Source organism: Candidatus Kurthia intestinigallinarum (assembly GCF_003991225.1).
Taxonomy (GTDB): Bacteria; Bacillota; Bacilli; order Bacillales_A; family Planococcaceae; genus Kurthia; species Kurthia populi.
Genome location: NZ_JTFC01000042.1, coordinates 213,528 through 233,126, shown reverse-complemented (window position 1 = coordinate 233,126; position 19,599 = coordinate 213,528). Strand labels below are relative to the sequence as shown.

Below are 19,599 nucleotides of genomic sequence, written 5' to 3'. Positions count from 1 at the left end.
ATGAAAAAACAAGGTATTTTAAATCGTGAACTAGCCGGGATTTTTGCACGTATTGGTCACACAGATCAAATTATGATTGCAGACTGCGGGTTACCGATTCCAGATGGTGTTACATGCATCGATCTCGCTTACAAAATTGGAGAGCCGGGCTTCATGGCGATTTTAGAAGTTGTTTTAGCAGACTACAAAACAGAAAAAGCAATTATCGCCACTGAAATGGCATCACAAAATGCACCCCTTTACAAAGCGGTGCATGACATAGTAGATACAGCATTTGAAGAGGTTTCACATGAACAATTGAAAGCGCTATCTGCAAAAGCGAAAGTCATTATTCGTACGGGTGAGGCTACGCCGTATGCCAATATCTTATTGCAATCAGGTGTCATTTTTTAAAAGGAGGAAACGTGCATGATTGAAATGTCGGGCATTCAAAAAGCATTCAGTGGGAATGTTGTTTTGAAAGACGTCCAATTCCAGTTAGCAGATGGAGAAATCCACGCGCTAATGGGCGAAAATGGTGCGGGTAAATCAACGATGATGAAAATTCTAACGGGGATTTACGAGCGTGATAACGGCGTCATTAAAGTCGATGGTGAAGAAGTTCACTTCAAATCACCAAAAGAGGCAGAAGCAAAAGGGATTGCCGTTATCCACCAAGAGTTAAACATTTTACCGGACTTAACGGTTGCTGAAAACTTATTTTTAGGTAATGAGCAAACAGTTGGTATGGGGATTATGAAAAACAAAGAAATGAATAAAGAGGCAAAACGTATTTTAAACCAATTAGGTTTAGACATTGATGTGCGTACACCAGCAGGTTCATTGTCAGTCGGTAAACAGCAAATTATTGAAATCGCCAAAGCGATGGAAACAAAAGCAAATGTTATCATCATGGATGAACCGACGGCTGCGTTAACAGACCGTGAAATTCAAACATTATTTAAAACAATTCGCAAGCTAAAATCAGAAGGGGTATCATTCGTTTACATTTCTCACCGTATGGAAGAAATTTTCGCGATTTGTGACCGCATTACGATTTTACGTGACGGTGAGTATGTCGGTGTTCGTACGATTAAAGATACGACATTTGACGAAATTGTTCAGATGATGGTTGGTCGTGAACTTGGTGAACGCTTCCCAGGACGCAACGCAACAATCGGTGATGTAAAGCTTGAAGTGAAAGGGCTTACACGTCCGGGCCTCTGTGAAGATGTTCATTTCAATGTCCGTAAAGGTGAAATTGTCGCACTTGCTGGATTAATGGGGGCGGGTCGTACGGAAGTAGCGCAAGCAATTTTCGGCTACCGCAAAATGACGAAGGGTCAATTATTCATTGACGGAAACGCTGTGAAAATTAAAAACCCTCGTCAAGCTAAAAAATTAGGTATCGGCTTTGTAACAGAAGACCGTAAAACACAAGGGTTGATCGTTGACTTCTCGATTAAAGAAAATATCGCGATGGCCAACTTTGGTAAAACATCTAAATCAGGCATCATTAGTGGTTCGAAAGAAAAGTCATTTGTTGGCAATCTTGTGAAAAAGCTTGGCGTTAAAACACCAAGTGCTGAACTATCTGCCAAATCATTGTCCGGTGGTAACCAACAAAAAGTAGTTATCGCAAAATGGTTAGGCATTGAACCTGAAATTTTAATTTTAGATGAACCAACACGCGGCGTTGATATCGGCGCGAAAAAAGAAATTTATCAAATCATGAATGACCTTGCAGAACAAGGCGTAGCCATCTTAATGATTTCTTCTGAATTACCAGAAGTTATCGGCATGTCTGACCGCGTACTTGTGATGCACGAAGGTAAAATCACTGGCGAGGTTGCTGGTGAGGACATGACACAAGAAAAAATTATGCATTATGCTACTGGAGGTGACAAAGTTGTCCAAAGCCAAAACTTCTAATGGCCTAATGCAAAAATTAGGACCGTTATTTGGATTACTACTTATTGTCGTTATTATTTCTATTATGAGTCCTAGCTTCTTAACAGCGGACAATATTTTCAACGTTTTACGTCAAGTTTCAATTAGTGCGTTAATCGCATTCGGGATGACATTTGTTATCTTAACAGGCGGGATTGACTTATCTGTCGGTTCGACCTTGGCACTAACTGGGGCCGTTGCTGCAAGCTTATTAGCTGGTGGTACAGATCCATTCATCGCAATGGGTGTGGCATTAATCCTTGGTTTAATCTTAGGTGCAATCAACGGTGTTGTAATTGCAAAAGGTAAAGTAGCACCATTTATCGCTACATTAGCAACAATGACCATTTATCGTGGTCTAACACTTGTTTATACAGATGGTAAGCCAATTTCTGGTTTAGGCGATCACTTATCATTCCAAATGTTCGGTAAAGGGTATTTCTTAGGAATTCCAGTACCTGTCGTAACGATGTTAATAGCCTTCTTCGTATTGTACTTCATCTTACGTAAAACAACATTTGGTCGTCGTGTGTATGCAATCGGTGGTAACGCCGAAGCATCTCGTCTATCAGGTATTAATGTAGACCGTACAACAATTGCGGTTTACGCGTTAACAGGTATGTTAGCTGCAATGGCAGCATTAATTTTAACGTCTCGTTTAAATTCTGCTCAGCCTACTGCAGGTCAATCATATGAATTAGATGCAATCGCAGCAGTTGTTTTAGGTGGTACAAGCCTTACAGGTGGCCGTGGTTGGATCGTTGGTACATTAATCGGTGCATTAATCATCGGTGTGTTAAACAATGGTCTAAACTTAATCGGTGTATCATCATTCTTCCAACAAGTAGTCAAAGGGTTAGTTATTTTATTCGCGGTATTAATCGACCGTAAAAAAGCAGCGTAAAGGGGTATTTCACTATGAAAATGAAAAAATTATCAGTTACAGCATTACTTGCATCATCTCTATTATTGGGCGCTTGTTCCATGTCACAAGGTGGCGACGACAAAGCAAAAGATACAAAAAAATCAGATGGCGATTTCAAAATTGGGATGTCTGTTTCAACATTAAACAACCCATTCTTCGTTACATTATCTGACGGTGCAAAAGCCGAAGCAAAAGATGAAAAAGTGAACTTAACCGTTGTAGATGCACAAGATAATGCATCAAAACAAGCATCAGACGTTGAAGATTTAATTCAACAAGATGTTGATTTAATTATTATCAACCCAACAGATTCAAAAGCAGTCGCTTCAGCAGTTGAATCAGCGAACAATGCCGATATTCCAGTGATTACAGTTGACCGTGCTTCTGAAGGCGGCGAAGTTGTATCACATATCGCTTCTGACAACAAAGAAGGCGGTAAAATGGCCGCTGAATATTTAGAAGAAGTAATCGGTGAAGGAGCGAAAGTTGCTCAACTTGAAGGTGTAGCTGGTTCATCAGCTGCAACAGACCGTGGTGCTGGCTTTGAAGAAGTAGCGAAAGACGGTTTTGATGTAGTAGCTTCTCAAACAGCTAACTTCAATCGTGCTGAAGGTCTAACAGTAATGGAAAACATCCTACAATCAAACGCTGATATTAAAGGTGTTTTCGCACAAAATGATGAAATGGCTTTAGGTGCTATCGAAGCTATTGAAGCATCAGGTAAAGACATCAAAGTTGTTGGTTTTGACGCAACAGATGATGGTGTAAAAGCTGTTGAAGATGGTAAAATGATCGCAACAATCGCTCAAAAACCAACTGAAATTGGTGAAACTGCGATTGAAACAGCTGTCAAATCATTAAATGGTGAAAAAGTAGAAAAAGATATTCCAGTTGAATTAGAATTAATCAAAAAATAAATCAACGCTTTTTATAAAGAGGTTAGGTCTTGTACCTAGCCTCTTTTTTTTGCGTATTTCTTCTGTTATAATACAATTACTGTAAAAAAATGAAAAAAGAGGTGTGTTTTATGACAGAGCAATTTGAAAAAGGCTTAGCCATTCGACGACAAGTGATGGGCGATGAATTTGTAGATCGTGCATTTGAGCAGGCGACAGAATTTACGATGGATTTACAACACTACATAACGGACGTATGCTGGGGAGGCATTTGGGGACGTGAAGGTTTAAAAAAACGTGATCGTAGCTTAATTAATTTAGCCATGCTAACGGCGCTAAATCGTTCACAGGAGCTGCGTGGGCATGTACGCGGTGCCATTAACAATGGTGTTACAGTAGAAGAAATCAAAGAAGTAATACTGCAAACAGCCGTGTACTGTGGAGCTCCTGCCGCACAGGAAGGTTTTCGTATTGCTAAAGAAGTATTAGAAGATATGAATGCGCTGAAATAGTTTTTTATACCATGAGTAAGAAGGTATAAAGTTTTTTTCACTCGAGACAAAAAGACTAATAATTTTCTGAAAAATATGATAAAATAGACATAACTTATTTTTTAGTTCTTTTTGGAAGGAGTGAGCCACTATGACCGATTTAAAAATGAACAGTATTAGTTTAATTATTGCCGTTGTTGTTTTTCATGTATTGAGCTACCTGACCCATTCTATGAATGATCATCAGCTTCTTCTATCTATTGTTATTTGGCTCAGTGTAGGATGTCTATTAATTTTAACAATGGAACTACGCGTAAAGAAGAAACGAACGAAGGAAGTCTCTTGAGGCTTCTTTTTTTGTGACGATTTAATCATTTTATATAAAAACACTCATATTTTCCTTAATTTTAGGTAATAAGTAGAGTAAGCCTTTTATCTAAGGGGGGAAGTGAATGATTTTTTTAATCGGTGTATATGGATATGTACTGTATGTGTTACTGCTCATTGGGCATCATGCTGTGAGACATCAACAGCTAACGAAACAAAGGCGTCTACTAGTTAATATCATTGCGCCCGGTATGGGCTATTACTATAACAATGAAATCAGGCGTCCAGCATTGTTTTTTTCAGTTGCTGTCATCTTAGCTGGATTTTATCTTGTTGGTATCCCTATGTGGCTCGTACCGATGAGCATGCTTTTTTTATTAGCGCTTTGTGAAGGATATGCTTGGCGTGAGCAATCACTCATGCAACAAATGAAGCGACTAGAAGCCTGTACGCATAAACGGCCGATTGTGGCACTTGATGAGCAGGCAATGAAGCATGCAGGGAAGCGTCGCCAATTGTTTAAATTGTATGAGCAATCAACCTACGAATTTGCGATTACAAAGGAAGTAGTTGCACAATTACAGCGACAACAGTTAAGACGACCGCTAGAGCTTATGTTTTATGAGGGACGATTGCGCATTGTCGATTATAATACACAGGAAATCTTGCGCCATTTTCCGCTTCAATCGAATTTTTCTGAAGAACTTGCTCATTTTATCGCGGACAGTGTAACACAAAAAGAGGTTTTTGTTATGCCGTTTAGAAGGAAATTGCCAAATTTTCCAGGAATCATTCATTTGAAACATGATGGATGCATTGCTAAGCAAATACATGATTAAGAGGGTGATGATAATTGCACAGCAAAATATCTTATTAGTATATACATTTTTAGTATTAAAAAAGTATTCAAGTGAAACAACCCCACTTAATGCAGCTCAGGTCGTTAACTATATGAGTGCAGAATTTAATGTAAGTCAAAAACTAGACCGTCGTACAATTTATTCGCATTTTATCGATTTGCAAAAACTTAGCGAATGTTACCCGGAGCATGTCAATTTTACATTTTATCGTAAGGCAAACGGTGCAGCTTATATTACAGTAGATCAATAACAGCAAAAGTCTGTATAATCGTATCCACTAGCATCATATATAAAAGAGGCTTTGACATACGTGTAAAAACAATCGCTCCTAAGAGCATAAGAAAAACCGGAATCGTGCCTCAGCGCAATTCCGGTTTTTCGTTGCGAACGCTAAAAAAGGAACATGACGTGCTTTGTCCCAATTTCTTTTCGTGTGCAAATGAAAATCTATAATGTGTCCGGTAAATCATTTGCGTACATGGCGAGTGCATCTTCGGCTTCTTTTAGAACATTCATCGTTTTAGGATTTGGTGCAATATAAATGACGTCATACGTTTTTTCACCAAGTGATTCATCGGCAGTGAAGGCGAGTGCAGGCTCCTCAAGAGATAACTCCGTTTGCACATTGCCGCGTGCGTCGGCATACACCCAGCGATTGAGCGATGTTAAATAAATCGCATTAAAGGCATGCAAGTAATAGCCCTGCTGTGGCTCATCAAATAGCATTAATCGTTGGTAACAAAAACCACTTGGAATGCCTTCATGGCGCAGTAGTGCGGCTAGTAAATTCGCCTTAGCATAGCAAATACCTGTTTGATGCTCTACAACATCGGATGCTGTACGTGTAACGGTGTGAGTTTGCTCATCCCATGAATGGGCAATCTTATCGCGTACATATTCATAAAAAGTGCGTACTTTTTCTAATTCTGGTAATTCGACCACATGTAATGCGTCGATTAACTGCTCGATACGTTCGTGATGGTAGTTGACGACATCTGTCGGTTTCAAATAGTCATCGATAAATGGGGACTCTAATTGGAATGGCATGGTCATCATCCTTTCGGAATTCGATTGGTATCTTTTTATTGTATATCAAAATGCATGATAATGTGGAATTTTTTAGTATTTATTATAAAAAATAATAATAATGTAAGAATACATATGCAATAAAAAAACATCTTCAACCTATTGAAGATGTCTTGAAAATACGATTAGTAGAATAAGGTTCTTATAGTTCAGGCACTCGGTCGATAAAGGCTTTGCCATCAATAACGCCGTGTTGATAAAGGTCTTCTGCCGTTTTAAAATATTGGGTATCACTATCGGATGAACGTGTTAATAAGAAGCTATCGTCCGCCTGCACGCGACTAATCCACCATTCGTCACCCTTATAATCAAATGACAGCTCCTGCCCCTCATCAATTGCTTCTTTCACTTGTTCCCATGTTTCAGAATCCATTTATTTTACCTGCTTTCTTTAATATGCGAGTGCAACGGTCCATTTCCAGTGGCTAAGTGGGCGTAATTTAGCACCACCAACAAGCATATCATAGGCTTTACCATCGCCCATATAAATGCCTACATGGCCCTTACCATCATATAAAATATCGCCAGGCTTCGCATTTTTCACTGTACGTGTTTTAAGAGCACGAGCAGCTTGTGATTTTGTTGTTGAACCAATATCTACGCCAAGCGCATTTAAGTAGATTTTTTGTGTATACGTTGCACAATCTAAGCCATAAAATAACGATTGGCCGTTATACACATAGCGTCCACCTGATAAACGGCGTGCTTCATGGAGTAGCTTTTCCGCTTTTGTACCGGTTGTTTTTGTTTTTGAACGGTCATACGTACGTATTTTATTTTCTTTTCGTGCTTGATCGTTATAAACAACTGAATAGCCTTTAGATTTGACTAATACCTTGTTGCCTTTCCATTTGAAAAATAAGTTATTATTCGCTGTATAGCCCGCGACAACTTTTACGCCATTTGGTGTGTAAAAGGCTTGGCTCTTTCCTTTTTGAATCTGACGATACGTTGAGTTTGAATATTTATTAAGCTGACTAACAAAACCATATGCCTGTCCATCGCTTGTTGTGCGCAGTCCTACTTCCGCTTGTCCAGAGCGGTCGCGTGTAATAATTGTTTGCTTTGTAGGGAATAGCACAAGACTTGTACTACGTAATTGTTTTGAATTTTCGACAGCTTGTATCGTAACACTTGATTTTGAGCTTATTAAACGTTCTTCATCATGTGTTGCATCTTTATATTCAAGTTTTGAAAAATAGGCTTCTGTGTAGGTAATCGCACTTGCATGTGTTCCTTGCGCAGTTAAAGCGACTGCTAGGAAGCCTGCAGCAAGCAAGGCGCTGCCAAATAATTTTTTCATGTTGATAAAATCTCCTTTTAGTGTGGTACTGGTAGTTTATAACAGAATTCTGATATTAGAAATGGTTATTGCAAAATTTCTTGTAAAATTTATTGTTTTTATTTGCTTGAACATAGCATTCATTGACCGCATCTGAAAGCCGGGTGGTATGTAGTTTATTGTTATAAAGTCATTCTAATTTATTTTTTTCGTATGCTTTCTTGTAGCTTTTTTTGCCTTTTGTGTAGAAAGTCTATACCTAGAATGGTGAGAAAAAAACATGTCAACTATCATCTAATCCATTTCTTCAGTTAATCGCCTCATAGAATGTATCGGGTAGTGTCCTGGAAAATGAATCACGACAGTAGCTAGAATGTTTCGTATAATGGAGGAAAGGAGAGGATTAGATGGTAGAAGTCATACATATTGATGCATTTAGTAATACGCCAGGAAAAGGCAATCCGGCAGGGGTTGTTTTAGAGGCTGAACGGTTAGATGAACAGATGATGCAGGACATCGCAAAACGTGTTGGTTTTAATGAGACGGCGTTTGTACTTTCGTCAGCTGTTGCAGATTTTCGTATTCGTTATTTTACACCAGGGCATGAGACGCCGCTATGTGGTCATGCGACAATGGGGAGCATCTATGCGCTATATCGCGCGAATAAACTTCCGGCGCATGATTTCACGATTGAAACAGGCGCGGGCATTTTGCCGATTCATATTGAGGAGGGTGACGAAGTCCGTATTACGATGCAGCATGCCAAACCGCAATTTGCCCCTTTTATTGGCTCAAAGATAGCGCTAGCTGAGGCACTTGGACTTTCCGAACAGGAGCTAGCATCCGATTTACCAATTGTGTATGGCAGTACAGGAGCGTGGACATTGCTAGTACCTGTAAAAAAATTAGCAAGTTTTGCGAAAATGACGCCGCAGATTGAGCGCTTCCCAGCGATTTTAACGGACCGCCCAACTTGCTCGGTACATCCATTTTGCTTAGAAACGCAATTTGACGAGGCAGCTATGCACGCTCGTCATTTCTCGTCCCCGTATTCAGGAACGACAGAAGATGTCGCAACAGGTACTGCATCAGGCGTAATGGGGGCGTATTATAAAGAATTTATCGACCATAAAAAAGTGTTACCATACACTTTAGTCGTTGAACAGGGCATGGAAATTGACAAGGATGGGCGCATTTATGTGCACGTCGACAAGACTATTTCCATTTCAGGTACAGCGGTTTTTGTAAATTCTTTTGAAGTATAAAGACGTAAATTAAAGTGTATTGTATGCAAATTTCCATTTTTAACGCATAAAACATGAAAAATCTTAAATAAGTCGTAGTTTTTTTTGAAAAAAAGGGAAAAATGGAGAAGAATACACTTGAAAGCGGTTTCGATTGCTTTTAAAATAAGTGGTATAGACCACTATATTGAGGAGGAAAAAATATGCTAGCTTTCTTACAGAAAATTGGTAAGTCATTAATGTTCCCAATTGCGACATTACCTGCTGCAGCGATTCTTGTTCGCTTAGGCGCAGGCGATATGCTAGGGCAAATTGATGTTGCTTGGATTCAAACCGTCGCCGCGATTATGGAGGCTGCCGGTAATGCAATTTTAGGTAACTTACCGCTTATTTTTGCGATTGGTATCGCAATGGGCTTAGCTGTTGACACGAGTGGTGCCGCAGCCTTAGCTGGTGCCATTGCACAATTAGTATTAGTAGCCGTTTTAGGCGCAACAAACGATAAATTAGATATGGGGGTATTTGGCGGGATTGTATCCGGCATTACAGCGGGTCTTCTGTACAATAAATTCCATAAAGTAAAATTCCCAGAATGGTTATCATTCTTCGGGGGTAGACGATTTGTACCGATCATTACGTCCATTTCAATGGCGGTAATCGCAGGTCTATTATCTGTTGTATGGGGTTATGCACAAATGGGTATCGACTGGGTTGGTAACTGGATGATTGGTGCCGGAGCACTAGGCGTAGGGATGTATGGTTTCCTTAACCGCTTATTGTTACCAGTAGGTCTACATCATATCATCAATACAATCGTATGGTTCGATTTTGGTACATTTACAAATACGGCTGGCGAAATCGTCAAAGGCGATATTCCACGCTTCCTTGCGGGCGATCCAACAGCAGGTCACTTCCAAGCTGGTTTCTTCCCAATTATGATGTTCGGTTTGCCGGCAGCATGTCTTGCGATGTATTTAACAGCGAAAAAACATAAGCGTGCCGCAGTCGGCGGGATGTTATTCTCAATCGGCTTTACCTCGTTTTTAACAGGGGTTACAGAGCCAATTGAATTTACATTTATGTTCCTATCACCTGTTTTATACGGTGTTCACGCAGTGTTAACAGGTATTTCATTAGCGGTTGCGTATATTGTAGGCTTCCGTGATGGCTTTGGCTTCTCCGCGAGCTTTATTGATTTCTTATTAAACCTAACTAAAGCGGACAATCCTTGGATGTTATTACCACTCGGTCTCGTATTCGGTGCGATTTACTTTGTCGTGTTCTACTTCTTAATTAAAAAATTAGATTTAAAAACACCGGGTCGTGAAGACGATGACGAAGATGAAGAGGGTATGGCTTCTACAGTTTCAAATGATTTAGATGTTCGTGCGTATCAAACAATTCAAGCGTTAGGTGGTCAAGACAATATCGAACAAGTGGATTACTGTACAACACGTTTACGTATGTCAGTAGTCGATGCAGATAAAGTCGATGGTGATTATTTAAAACAAACAGGTGCGCGTGGTTTAATGCGTATTAATAATAAAAATGTTCAAGTCATTATTGGTACATCCGTTGAATTTTTAGCGGAAGCAATGAAAGACCGCCTGAAAAAAGGCAACCCAGCTCCTGAAAATGCAGATATGGCACCAGTTGCTGTACCAGTAGAAGAAACACAAACAGGCAATATCACATCAGCTGATTTTGAAATGCCGATTGCAGGGGAGCTACTACCGCTATCAGAAGTACCAGACCAAGCATTCTCTACAGAAATGATGGGACCGGGCTTCGGTATTTTACCGCATAACGGTGAAATTTACGCACCATTTGATGGTCAAATCGTTATGGTATTCCCAACGAAACATGCGATTGGCTTAAAATCGGATACAGGTGTGGAAGTATTAATCCATGTTGGGTTAGATACCGTGAAATTAAATGGTGAAGGCTTCACATTACATGTAGAAGAAGGCCAATTAGTACAACGTGGTGATCATTTACTGAGCGTGGACTTAGCGGCAATTAAACCACAAGTTCCGTCTATTATTACACCAGTTGTGTTCACAAGTGCATTAGGTCAAAAAGTGACACTTGAAAAAACAGGGTTCCAGGAAGTTGGAACAGCAAATATTGTGTCATTAGACGAAGAATAAAGGAGATGACGGACTGTGTCATTATTAATTAAAGGCGTAACAGTCGTCAATGCAGCCGAACGTTTAGAAAACATCGACGTATTAATGGTTGATGGTAAAATTCAACGGATTGCAAAAGAAATTCAAGCAGATGCGACAATAATTGATGGAACAGGCAAGTATTTACTACCGGGCTTTATCGATATGCATATTCATGGCTCTGTACGCTGTGATGCAATGGATGCAAGCGATGAGGGCCTTCATACGATGGCTGCGTCACTTCTTCGCGAAGGAACAACGAGCTTTTTAGCGACAACAATGACGCAAAGCCCGGAAAACATCGAAGCAGCACTTGCTGTTTTAGGTGACTTCAAGCCTACGTTACAGGAAGCGGAAATGGTCGGCGTTCACTTAGAAGGTCCATTTGTATCGAAAAAACGTGCCGGTGCACAGCCACTAGAGCATATTACGCCACCAGATATGGCGTTATTCCGTAAGTGGCAACAGCTTAGCGGGCATCGTATTAAAGAAATTACGATCGCGCCTGAAGAGCCAGGTGGCATGGAAGCTGTTAAAGCGCTTCATGCAGACGGTGTTGTCGTATCCATTGGTCACTCAGATGCGACATTTGATGAGGTTGTGGAAGCGGTTGAATTAGGCGTTTCACAAGGGACGCATTTATACAATCAAATGCGCCCATTCCATCACCGTGAGCCGGGTGTCATTGGCGCGACGTGGCTTTTACCAGAAATCAAGGCTGAGCTTATTGCCGACTTCATTCATTCTCATCCGAAAGCGGTCCTTATGGCGTATAAAATGAAAACTGCAGCGGGCATTATTTTAATTACCGATGCGATGCGTGCAAAAGGGATGCCTTATGGTGACTATGATTTAGGTGGTCAGCTCGTGCATGTGACAGAGACAGGTGCCCATTTACCAAATGGCTCACTTGCAGGTAGTGTGCTTACGATGGATCAAGCAGTACGTAATATGCACCAAGCAACAAATTGTTCGTTAGAGGAGCTTGTGCAAATGTCGAGCTTTAATGCGGCGCAGCAACTTCAAATGACCAATAAAGGACGTCTTGTGGAACAGGCAGATGCCGATGCGGTATTGCTTGATGAACGTTTAACGTTGGTTCAAACGGTGAAAGCGGGTAATATAGTTTATGAGGTGAAATCATGAATTTATATTTTGAACAATTGCACAGCTTATTAAATGACGTAGAAGCTTCTGAGCTACCTAAAATGACAGCACTTGCTGGTAAAATCGCTGATCGATTACAGGCAGGTGGCATCATTCAGCTATTTGGCTCAGGTCATTCGACGTTATTAGCACAAGATGGCCATTTTCGAAGTGGCGGTCTCGTGCCGGTCAAAGCAATTCAAATTGAACCGCTTATGCTGCATAAAGGCGCATTATTATCGTCCGCAAATGAAAAACAAGCGGGTTTCCTAGCACAGCATCAACAAGACATTCAACTAGAAGCAGCAGATGTTTGTATTATTATTTCAACATCTGCTAAAAATCCTGCACCACTAGATATGGCGTATCTCGCAAAAGAAGCGGGAGCATTGACGATTTCACTGCAGTCACTTGCGTATACAGATATGGCATCCAATCATGTGTCAGGAAAGCGCCTAGAAGAAGTGGTGGATGTTGTGCTTGATACCCATGTGCCGGTTGGAGATGGTGTGTTGGCACTTGATGGCTTACAATATGGCCCGGTATCAACCGTACTAGGCGCTGCTATTTTAAATGCGCTCTATGGTGCAGTAATTGAAGAATTAGCAGCACGTAATATTGAACTACCGGTATTTGGAAGTAGCAATATCCAAACAACGACTACTAATGAATCATTGATTGAACACTACGGTCGACGCATTCATTTTTAATTGAAAAAGGGGATACAGTCATGGCAATACGAGTAGAGAGAATTCCATCGAAAGAAGCGCTTTATGAGCGTGCGGTGGCGATTATCGAAGAAGTGAAAGCACAAGGCGCGCACACATTTGGCCTTGCTACAGGGGGCACAATGGAGCCATTGTATGCAAAGCTATGTGACACGTCCATTGATTTCAGTGATGCAGTGAGCTTTAATTTAGATGAATATGTTGGACTTGATCCGACACATGAGCAAAGCTATAACAACTACATGCATCATCATTTATTTAATCAAAAGCCGTTTAAAGCGTCATATTTACCAAATGGTTTGGCAACGGATGCGACGAAAGAAGCGGCACGTTATGAAGCGTTATTAAATGAGCAACCACTTGATTTTCAATTGCTAGGCATCGGTGTCAATGGCCATATTGGGTTTAACGAACCAGGAACATCATTCGACTCGGTAACACATGTTGTCGATTTAACGCCTTCTACGCGTGAAGTAAATGCACGTTATTTTGATTCATTAGAGGAAGTACCGCATAAAGCATTTACGATGGGCATTCAATCGATTTTACGTGCGAACTGTATTTTACTTATTGCGATTGGTGAATCAAAGCGTACGGCACTACAGGCGTTGATTAATAATGATTATACGGAGCAAGTTCCGGCGACGGCACTGACGAAGCATCCGAATGTCATTGTTTTAACAGATTTAGTAAAATAAAAAAGAAGCAGGTCTCGGTTACGAGGCTTGCTTCTTTTTTGTGCCGAAAACTAGATAAAAAAAGGAAACACCTGCGAAGCTATTACAGCAACATTTCCATTTTGTAAAGAGTTTGTAAAACAACTTTACAGCTATATGGAACATTGATGTAATAAAGAAAAGAGGGGTGGAAAATGGGACAATTACTCATGATTTTTTGGACTGCACTGAAATTAGGGCTCGTATCCTTTGGCGGGCCGAGTGCACATTTAGCTTATTTTGAACGTGTTTATGTAAAGGAAAAGAAATGGTTAACAGCAGTAGAGTATACAGATTTAGTAAGCTTAAGTCAGTTTTTACCAGGTCCTGCATCTAGTCAGGTAGGTATGGGAATTGGATTAAAAAAAGGGGGGATTTTAGGCAGTATCGTAGCATTTTTAGGATTTACATTGCCATCGGTAGTTGTGCTAATGATTTTTGCCTACATCCATGCAAAAGGGAACTGGTCACTTGACTGGCTTCATGGTTTAAAGCTCGTGGCTGTAGCAATTGTTGCGCATGCAATTTTAGATATGTCAAAAAAAATTTGGCATTCAAAAATGGCTATCATTCTAACAGTGGTAGCAACGGCCGTTCTTTTAAGCTGGCAAACGACGTATAGTACAATCATCGTCCTACTAATTGCAGCACTTGCAGGACAACTCTTTTTACGTCAGCAGCAACCAGCGCTTCTTGTAGAGAATGTTATTTCTAAGCGAATTGCTGCGGGATTTTTAATTGCCTTTGGTGTGCTGCTCGTAGCCTTGCCGCTTATAGCGAAATTATGGCCTACGACATGGCTTGTGATGTTCGAAAAGTTTTATACGGCTGGTGCGCTTGTTTTTGGCGGAGGACATGTGGTCTTGCCACTACTTGAAGAACGCCTCGTTGAAACGGGACTGATTTCACTCAATGATTTTTTAGTAGGCTACGGAGCGGTTCAAGCCGTGCCAGGACCATTATTTACTTTTGCTAGCTATTTAGGCATGGTTATAGGCGGTATACCTATGGCGTTACTAGCAACGGTGGCGATTTTTTTACCCGCTTTTTTATTAATTATAGGGGCCTATCCTTTTTGGCAACAAATCCGCTCAAATCCAAAATGGTGCGGTGCATTTAATGGTATGAATGCGGCAGTAATAGGCGTGTTGATAGCTGCTTGGATTACACCGATTGTCACCTCGACCATTCATTCATGGCTTGATATTTTATGGGTGATTCTGTTGTTTGCTATGCTCCTGAAATGGTCGCCGTTACTAGTTGTTGTCGTTGGAATCCTTATTGGTGGTTTCTTTTAATCTAAAAAGAGGCTTTGACATACGTGTAGAAATCACCTCTCATAGGAGCATAAGAAAAACCGGAATCGAGCTGTGGCGCGGTTCCGGTCTTTCGTTGCGAACGCTAAAAAAGGAACATGACGTGTTTTGTCCTAGTCTCTTTTTAGTCGTCATCTTCATATTCCCGCTTTTTAAAGTGGGCGGGAGGTTTTGCGCGGCGAAAGGCTTCAAATAAATTGATCATTAATCCTAAAATAATGACGATGAGAATGAGAAGAATCGCAATAGACATCAAATCACCATCCTTATGTAGCAGCGGCTGGATGACCAGCCACTATGTGTCAATGTTTGAGTCGATAAAAACGTGGCATGATAACGGCTTGTTGTGAAGGGGAAGTATATGGTTCTGGCTGTCGTAAAATTTCTTTGACGTTTGAAATAAGCATCACAGCACCAAAGACTAAAAGACAAAGTGAAATGACGATCATCTTCATCACATCCCTTACAGTTGTTATCTATGATATTCCCGCTTTTTTTTGAACTCAATCCTGTTGTAAAATCGTACTTTGCTGCAAATAGACGACGTTATATTGTTGCGCAAGCGTCGCTAAGTAGGCGCGTAATGCACCCCATTGTTTTTCCTCTAACAGCTTGATGTAGCGCGCCTTTTGTTCGTCTGTCGTCTGTTTTTTAAAATAGCCCCACATATGCTGAAGGGCATTCGAGCGGCTGCCGTCTGTAGGCGTGAGTGTGAGCGCTTCATTAATCGTTTGCTGGAGTTCCTCTACAGTACAGCCATCACGCATCATATGACGAATTTGATTGTAATGTGCTTGACTATAGTACATCACACGGTATTTTTCAGTGCGCCATAGTTGTTGTTCAGCATGCATCGAATCACCTCGTCTTTAGTATAGCATGAGGGCATCGCCATAAAAAAATGAGACTCGGACAACAACTTGCCCGAGTCTCGTTTTTTTATAATGCTTTTGTTGAAATATTTCCTTCTTTACGTTCTTTTGCATATTCAGCTGTTGCTGTGAATAATACGTCTGTAGATGAATTTAATGCTGTTTCGCAAGAATCTTGTACAACGCCAATGATCATACCGACTGCAATGACTTGCATCGCCACATCTGCTGGGACACCAAACAGACTACATGCTAATGGAATTAACAATAGTGAGCCACCTGTTACACCTGAAGCGCCGGCTGCAGAGACAGCAGATAACACCATTAATAAAATAGCTGTTGGAATGTCTACTTCGATTCCAAGTGTATGAGCGGCCGCAAGTGATAATACAGAAATGGTTACGGCTGCGCCACCCATATTGATTGTTGCACCTAATGGAACGGATACTGCGTACGTATCTTTATCTAAATTTAATTTTTCACATAGCTTCATATTAACGGGAATATTCGCTGCAGAGCTACGTGTGAAGAATGCTGTAATACCACTTTCTTTTAATGTTAGAAGTGTTAATGGATATGGATTACGACGTGTATAAATAAAGACGATTAATGGGTTCACAACAAGTGCGACAAAGAGCATTGTTCCTACAAGGACGATAATTAAATGACCATAATCAAGTAATGCTGATAGGCCATTTTTTGCCACCGCATCGAATACAACACCGATGATACCGAATGGAGCTAGATTGATTACCCATTGAACGATTTTTGATACCGCATCTGATAGATTTGAAATAACGGTTTTTGTTGTGTCACTTGCCATACGTAGTGCCACACCTAATAAAATCGCCCAAGCAAGAATACCTAAGTAGTTGGCATTCATAATAGCTGTAACCGGGTTTGTTGTAATATTTAATAGAATATTTTGGAGTACTTCCCAAATATCACTTGGCGGTTTAATTTCCGTAGCGCTTTCTTTTAAGTGAAGAGTTGTTGGGAAAATTTTTGCGGCAATTACCGCGACAGCACCGGCCATAAATGTTGCAAGCGCATATAAGCCTAAAATAGATTTCATATTTGTTTGTTGGCCGTTCTTATGACCTGAGATGGCTGCGATAACGAGTACGAATACAAGGATAGGTGCTACCGCTTTTAATGCGCTAATAAATAATGTACCTAGAATAGAAATGCCAGCCAATGATTTTGGGGCAACGAGTGCAAGGATTACACCGATAACGATACCGACAATAATACGATTGACTAGGCTAATACTATTCCATTTTGCGAATAGTTTTTTCATTATGTAACCTCCGAATGTGTTCTCTAGAAAGACTGATGTTTTTGTATAGTGTACAGTTTACCACTAAATGTTCTATTAATCTGAAAAATTCAGACTTTCTTATATTTTTACGCAAAAACACGACATATTTCAACAGAAAATAGAAAAATCGATACATAGTCTATTAAAAATAGAATGATTTTGAGCAGTTTTGTGTATTGCTCAAGATTAAAGTATAATAAAATAGATATTGGAGGGATTATTATGAAAATGACAGCCTTAGATCGCTGTAATAAAGAGACAGAGGAAATTATTGCATCAGCAGATGAATCATTCCTTAAAGAACCTTTAAACTATGTGGCACAAAACCAAATTGAATATATTTACGCGGAATCAAAAGAGTTTACAGATCGTAAAATGGATGCCGTAGTAATTGAGTTTGACGATATGTTTAAAATACATACCGCATTATTTGGCCTTGCCTTACAAAAAAAATACAGCAACCCGATTAAGACATACTTACGTGCGAATTTAACACCGATGCTTGGTTCATCAAGTGCGATGTTTAATGGACAAGAGGGCATTTGGGAAATCAACATTGCCTTTGATGCAATGAAAGATTATACAGGAAATGAAACACTTGGCGAGGCATATGATAAGTTATTAAAACTTGTCGATGCAATGCTAGAAGAAATTGGCGCTTAGCGTATGAAAAGCTCACAACTGTGGGCTTTTTTTTGTAGATAAAAGGATTATAATTGGTATATTAAGGGAATGATGTATTACTTATGATTGCACTTGCCGCGGGAATGCTGACAAGAAAAGGGGAGAACATGCATGCAAAAACGTATGCCGCTCGTTTTAAAGCAACAAGCAATACAACAGCCTGAAAAAATAGCCTTTGAATTTCGGTCTCATAAAAAAACCTATGGAGACGTCTATAGACAGGCGACTGCCTTAGCAGGATACTTACAGCAATTTAATTATGATAAGGATACGATTATCGGTATTTTTATGGATAATCATGATGATTTTCCGGTCATTTACTTTGGGATTCAGCTAGCAGGGCTTATCGCTATGCCAATTAATACGAAGCTAGCACCAGCAGAAATTGCCTATATTATCGAGCATTCGGAGGTAAAGGCTATTTTTTGTGATACGGCACTTACGCCGAAGCTAGATGCAACGGGCATGCCTATTGCACAGCGCTTCACAACCGAGGATTTGCCTGAAATTTATGCACATGCGCCATTTGAGACAACGTGCGTAGAGGATGAGGATATTGCGGTGATTATGTATACGTCAGGGACGACAGGAAAGCCAAAGGGTGTCATGCTGTCGTATCGTGCGGTGTATGAGGCAACTTCGCAGTGGGTGGAGTCGGTTGGATTAACGGTACAGGACCGTATGTTTATTTGTACACCATTATTTCACTGTGCGGGCTTACATGTGTTCTTAACGCCGATTGTCATGGCAGGGGGTACGTTTATTATCGAAGAAGCCTTTTCGCCGACACAAATGCCAACCTGGCTGCGTGATACACAGGCGACAATTTTCTTTGGTGTGCCGGCGATGTATATGCTGCTATTAAATAATGAGGATTTCTCAGCGTTTGATTTATCGCATGTACGCTTATTTGCGTATGGTGCGGCACCGATGCCTTATGAATTAGTATCAAAGTTGCGTAAGTTATTTCCGCATGTGTCACTACAAAATTTTTATGGTCAAACAGAAAACGCACCGTGCTCCACAACACTTAAAGGGAATGACGTATTGGAGAAAATCGGCTCTGTCGGTAAGCCGCCAACGAAAAAAACAGCTGTTCGCATTGTTGGACCAGACGGTGAATCCGTACCAAATGGCGTCGTCGGTGAAATTATTGTCAAGGGACCGCAGACGATGACCGGCTATTTACGCAATCCACAGGAAACGGCACATGCCCTACGCGATGGCTGGTTATTTACAGGTGACTTAGGCCGTCTTGATGAAGAGGGCTTCCTATATATCGTTGATCGCCAAAAAGATATGTTGATTCGCGGCGGGGAAAACGTGTATCCGGTCGAGGTGGAAGAAGTATTATTCCAAATGCCAGCAGTGCTTGAAGCAGCTGTTGTAGGGGTACCACATCCTATTTACGGCGAAGTACCGAAGGCGTATATTTGTTTAAAAGAAGGACAGACGCTGACAGTTGAGGAGCTAACAGCGCATTGTGTAGAGCGTTTAGCAAAGTATAAAATACCGGTGGAGATGGAATTAATGGATGCCTTACCGCGTAATGCTTCTGGAAAAGTACTGAAGCATGTGTTACGAAGCAGCACATAGGGTATAGATTTG

Annotated in this window: 22 protein-coding genes; 15 read left to right on the top strand and 7 right to left on the bottom strand. The window is 40.6% G+C overall.

All coding sequences use genetic code 11. The features are described from left to right. The 7 genes from rbsD to QI30_RS17650 all read left to right on the top strand — a co-directional run bounded on the left by rbsD (position 1) and on the right by QI30_RS17650 (position 5,678). Positions 1-393 carry a D-ribose pyranase gene (rbsD, locus tag QI30_RS17680; protein ID WP_126991905.1) on the top strand — a complete coding sequence of 131 codons (393 nt, stop codon included), beginning with the start codon at positions 1-3 and terminating at the stop codon, positions 391-393. A gap of 15 nt (positions 394-408) precedes the next feature. Continuing rightward, positions 409-1,911, top strand: a complete 1,503-nt coding sequence (locus tag QI30_RS17675; RefSeq protein WP_126991904.1) for a sugar ABC transporter ATP-binding protein — start codon at positions 409-411, stop codon at positions 1,909-1,911. A gap of 7 nt (positions 1,912-1,918) precedes the next feature. Then, entirely contained in the window at positions 1,919-2,833 is a 915-nt protein-coding gene (gene rbsC, locus QI30_RS17670; RefSeq protein ID WP_233600628.1) for a ribose ABC transporter permease, read from the top strand. 14 nt (positions 2,834-2,847) lie between these two features. Next, positions 2,848-3,771 (top strand): ribose ABC transporter substrate-binding protein RbsB, encoded by a 924-nt coding sequence (rbsB, locus tag QI30_RS17665; protein WP_370323632.1) that lies wholly within the window; start codon positions 2,848-2,850, stop codon positions 3,769-3,771. A gap of 110 nt (positions 3,772-3,881) precedes the next feature. Then, complete coding sequence (pcaC, locus tag QI30_RS17660) at positions 3,882-4,262, top strand: 4-carboxymuconolactone decarboxylase (RefSeq protein WP_126991902.1); 381 nt, start codon at positions 3,882-3,884, stop codon at positions 4,260-4,262. A gap of 431 nt (positions 4,263-4,693) precedes the next feature. Beyond that, complete coding sequence (locus QI30_RS17655; RefSeq protein ID WP_126991901.1) at positions 4,694-5,407, top strand: hypothetical protein; 714 nt, start codon at positions 4,694-4,696, stop codon at positions 5,405-5,407. A 4-nt stretch (positions 5,408-5,411) separates the two neighbouring features. Continuing rightward, a complete protein-coding gene (locus QI30_RS17650; protein ID WP_126991900.1) occupies positions 5,412-5,678 on the top strand; it encodes a hypothetical protein in 267 nt (88 codons plus the stop codon). A 197-nt stretch (positions 5,679-5,875) separates the two neighbouring features. Here QI30_RS17650 and QI30_RS17645 read toward each other — a convergent pair whose 3' ends face one another. From QI30_RS17645 to QI30_RS17635, 3 genes are all read right to left on the bottom strand, one after another. Further along, complete coding sequence (locus QI30_RS17645) at positions 5,876-6,475, bottom strand: transglutaminase-like domain-containing protein (RefSeq protein ID WP_126991899.1); 600 nt, start codon at positions 6,473-6,475, stop codon at positions 5,876-5,878. Positions 6,476-6,656: 181 nt separating this feature from the next. Continuing rightward, the gene (locus QI30_RS17640; RefSeq protein ID WP_126991898.1) at positions 6,657-6,887 is read right to left on the bottom strand and encodes a hypothetical protein; all 231 of its coding nucleotides are present in this window, start codon (positions 6,885-6,887) and stop codon (positions 6,657-6,659) included. A gap of 18 nt (positions 6,888-6,905) precedes the next feature. After that, a complete protein-coding gene (locus tag QI30_RS17635; RefSeq protein ID WP_126991897.1) occupies positions 6,906-7,817 on the bottom strand; it encodes a C40 family peptidase in 912 nt (303 codons plus the stop codon). 386 nt (positions 7,818-8,203) lie between these two features. Between QI30_RS17635 and QI30_RS17630 the strand changes: the two genes are divergently transcribed. The 6 genes from QI30_RS17630 to chrA all read left to right on the top strand — a co-directional run bounded on the left by QI30_RS17630 (position 8,204) and on the right by chrA (position 15,096). Continuing rightward, on the top strand, positions 8,204-9,061 hold the full coding sequence (locus QI30_RS17630; RefSeq protein WP_126991896.1) for a PhzF family phenazine biosynthesis protein: 858 nt from the start codon (positions 8,204-8,206) through the stop codon (positions 9,059-9,061). Between the two features lie 182 nt (positions 9,062-9,243). Next, entirely contained in the window at positions 9,244-11,190 is a 1,947-nt protein-coding gene (gene nagE, locus QI30_RS17625) for an N-acetylglucosamine-specific PTS transporter subunit IIBC (protein ID WP_126991895.1), read from the top strand. A gap of 15 nt (positions 11,191-11,205) precedes the next feature. Then, entirely contained in the window at positions 11,206-12,354 is a 1,149-nt protein-coding gene (gene nagA / locus QI30_RS17620) for an N-acetylglucosamine-6-phosphate deacetylase (RefSeq protein ID WP_126991894.1), read from the top strand. Next, the gene (locus QI30_RS17615) at positions 12,351-13,064 is read left to right on the top strand and encodes a sugar isomerase domain-containing protein (protein ID WP_126991893.1); all 714 of its coding nucleotides are present in this window, start codon (positions 12,351-12,353) and stop codon (positions 13,062-13,064) included. Before nagA ends, QI30_RS17615 begins: the two co-directional genes overlap by 4 nt. Positions 13,065-13,090: 26 nt before the next feature. Further along, complete coding sequence (locus QI30_RS17610; protein WP_126991944.1) at positions 13,091-13,780, top strand: glucosamine-6-phosphate deaminase; 690 nt, start codon at positions 13,091-13,093, stop codon at positions 13,778-13,780. A 173-nt stretch (positions 13,781-13,953) separates the two neighbouring features. Beyond that, positions 13,954-15,096 (top strand): chromate efflux transporter, encoded by a 1,143-nt coding sequence (gene chrA / locus QI30_RS17605; RefSeq protein WP_126991892.1) that lies wholly within the window; start codon positions 13,954-13,956, stop codon positions 15,094-15,096. A 142-nt stretch (positions 15,097-15,238) separates the two neighbouring features. Here the strand turns inward: chrA and QI30_RS21150 are convergent, their stop codons facing one another. The 4 genes from QI30_RS21150 to sstT all read right to left on the bottom strand — a co-directional run bounded on the left by QI30_RS21150 (position 15,239) and on the right by sstT (position 17,286). Then, positions 15,239-15,367 carry a hypothetical protein gene (locus QI30_RS21150; RefSeq protein WP_255411586.1) on the bottom strand — a complete coding sequence of 43 codons (129 nt, stop codon included), beginning with the start codon at positions 15,365-15,367 and terminating at the stop codon, positions 15,239-15,241. A 49-nt stretch (positions 15,368-15,416) separates the two neighbouring features. Beyond that, positions 15,417-15,563 (bottom strand): hypothetical protein, encoded by a 147-nt coding sequence (locus QI30_RS20500; RefSeq protein WP_158621060.1) that lies wholly within the window; start codon positions 15,561-15,563, stop codon positions 15,417-15,419. Positions 15,564-15,617: 54 nt separating this feature from the next. Beyond that, positions 15,618-15,968 (bottom strand): YbgA family protein, encoded by a 351-nt coding sequence (locus QI30_RS17600; RefSeq protein ID WP_126991891.1) that lies wholly within the window; start codon positions 15,966-15,968, stop codon positions 15,618-15,620. Between the two features lie 85 nt (positions 15,969-16,053). Continuing rightward, positions 16,054-17,286, bottom strand: a complete 1,233-nt coding sequence (gene sstT, locus QI30_RS17595) for a serine/threonine transporter SstT (protein WP_126991890.1) — start codon at positions 17,284-17,286, stop codon at positions 16,054-16,056. Between the two features lie 243 nt (positions 17,287-17,529). Here sstT and QI30_RS17590 point away from each other — a divergent pair, with 243 nt between their 5' ends. Together QI30_RS17590 and QI30_RS17585 are read left to right on the top strand one after the other, a co-directional pair. Further along, positions 17,530-17,970 (top strand): hypothetical protein, encoded by a 441-nt coding sequence (locus QI30_RS17590; RefSeq protein ID WP_126991889.1) that lies wholly within the window; start codon positions 17,530-17,532, stop codon positions 17,968-17,970. Between the two features lie 132 nt (positions 17,971-18,102). Beyond that, a complete protein-coding gene (locus tag QI30_RS17585; RefSeq protein ID WP_126991888.1) occupies positions 18,103-19,587 on the top strand; it encodes a class I adenylate-forming enzyme family protein in 1,485 nt (494 codons plus the stop codon). The last annotated feature ends 12 nt before the right edge of the window (positions 19,588-19,599 follow it).

Excerpts from the sequence above, each read along its gene's own strand:
- rbsD (WP_126991905.1), top strand. The coding sequence starts at position 1 with ATGAAAAAACAAGGTATTTTAAATCGTGAACTAGCCGGGATTTTTGCA.
- QI30_RS17675 (WP_126991904.1), top strand. The coding sequence starts at position 409 with ATGATTGAAATGTCGGGCATTCAAAAAGCATTCAGTGGGAATGTTGTT.
- rbsC (WP_233600628.1), top strand. The coding sequence starts at position 1,919 with ATGCAAAAATTAGGACCGTTATTTGGATTACTACTTATTGTCGTTATT.
- rbsB (WP_370323632.1), top strand. The coding sequence starts at position 2,848 with ATGAAAATGAAAAAATTATCAGTTACAGCATTACTTGCATCATCTCTA.
- pcaC (WP_126991902.1), top strand. The coding sequence starts at position 3,882 with ATGACAGAGCAATTTGAAAAAGGCTTAGCCATTCGACGACAAGTGATG.
- QI30_RS17655 (WP_126991901.1), top strand. The coding sequence starts at position 4,694 with ATGATTTTTTTAATCGGTGTATATGGATATGTACTGTATGTGTTACTG.
- QI30_RS17645 (WP_126991899.1), bottom strand. The coding sequence starts at position 6,475 with ATGCCATTCCAATTAGAGTCCCCATTTATCGATGACTATTTGAAACCG.
- QI30_RS17640 (WP_126991898.1), bottom strand. The coding sequence starts at position 6,887 with ATGGATTCTGAAACATGGGAACAAGTGAAAGAAGCAATTGATGAGGGG.
- QI30_RS17635 (WP_126991897.1), bottom strand. The coding sequence starts at position 7,817 with ATGAAAAAATTATTTGGCAGCGCCTTGCTTGCTGCAGGCTTCCTAGCA.
- QI30_RS17630 (WP_126991896.1), top strand. The coding sequence starts at position 8,204 with ATGGTAGAAGTCATACATATTGATGCATTTAGTAATACGCCAGGAAAA.
- nagE (WP_126991895.1), top strand. The coding sequence starts at position 9,244 with ATGCTAGCTTTCTTACAGAAAATTGGTAAGTCATTAATGTTCCCAATT.
- QI30_RS17615 (WP_126991893.1), top strand. The coding sequence starts at position 12,351 with ATGAATTTATATTTTGAACAATTGCACAGCTTATTAAATGACGTAGAA.
- chrA (WP_126991892.1), top strand. The coding sequence starts at position 13,954 with ATGGGACAATTACTCATGATTTTTTGGACTGCACTGAAATTAGGGCTC.
- QI30_RS21150 (WP_255411586.1), bottom strand. The coding sequence starts at position 15,367 with ATGTCTATTGCGATTCTTCTCATTCTCATCGTCATTATTTTAGGATTA.
- QI30_RS20500 (WP_158621060.1), bottom strand. The coding sequence starts at position 15,563 with ATGATCGTCATTTCACTTTGTCTTTTAGTCTTTGGTGCTGTGATGCTT.
- QI30_RS17600 (WP_126991891.1), bottom strand. The coding sequence starts at position 15,968 with ATGCATGCTGAACAACAACTATGGCGCACTGAAAAATACCGTGTGATG.
- sstT (WP_126991890.1), bottom strand. The coding sequence starts at position 17,286 with ATGAAAAAACTATTCGCAAAATGGAATAGTATTAGCCTAGTCAATCGT.
- QI30_RS17590 (WP_126991889.1), top strand. The coding sequence starts at position 17,530 with ATGAAAATGACAGCCTTAGATCGCTGTAATAAAGAGACAGAGGAAATT.
- QI30_RS17585 (WP_126991888.1), top strand. The coding sequence starts at position 18,103 with ATGCAAAAACGTATGCCGCTCGTTTTAAAGCAACAAGCAATACAACAG.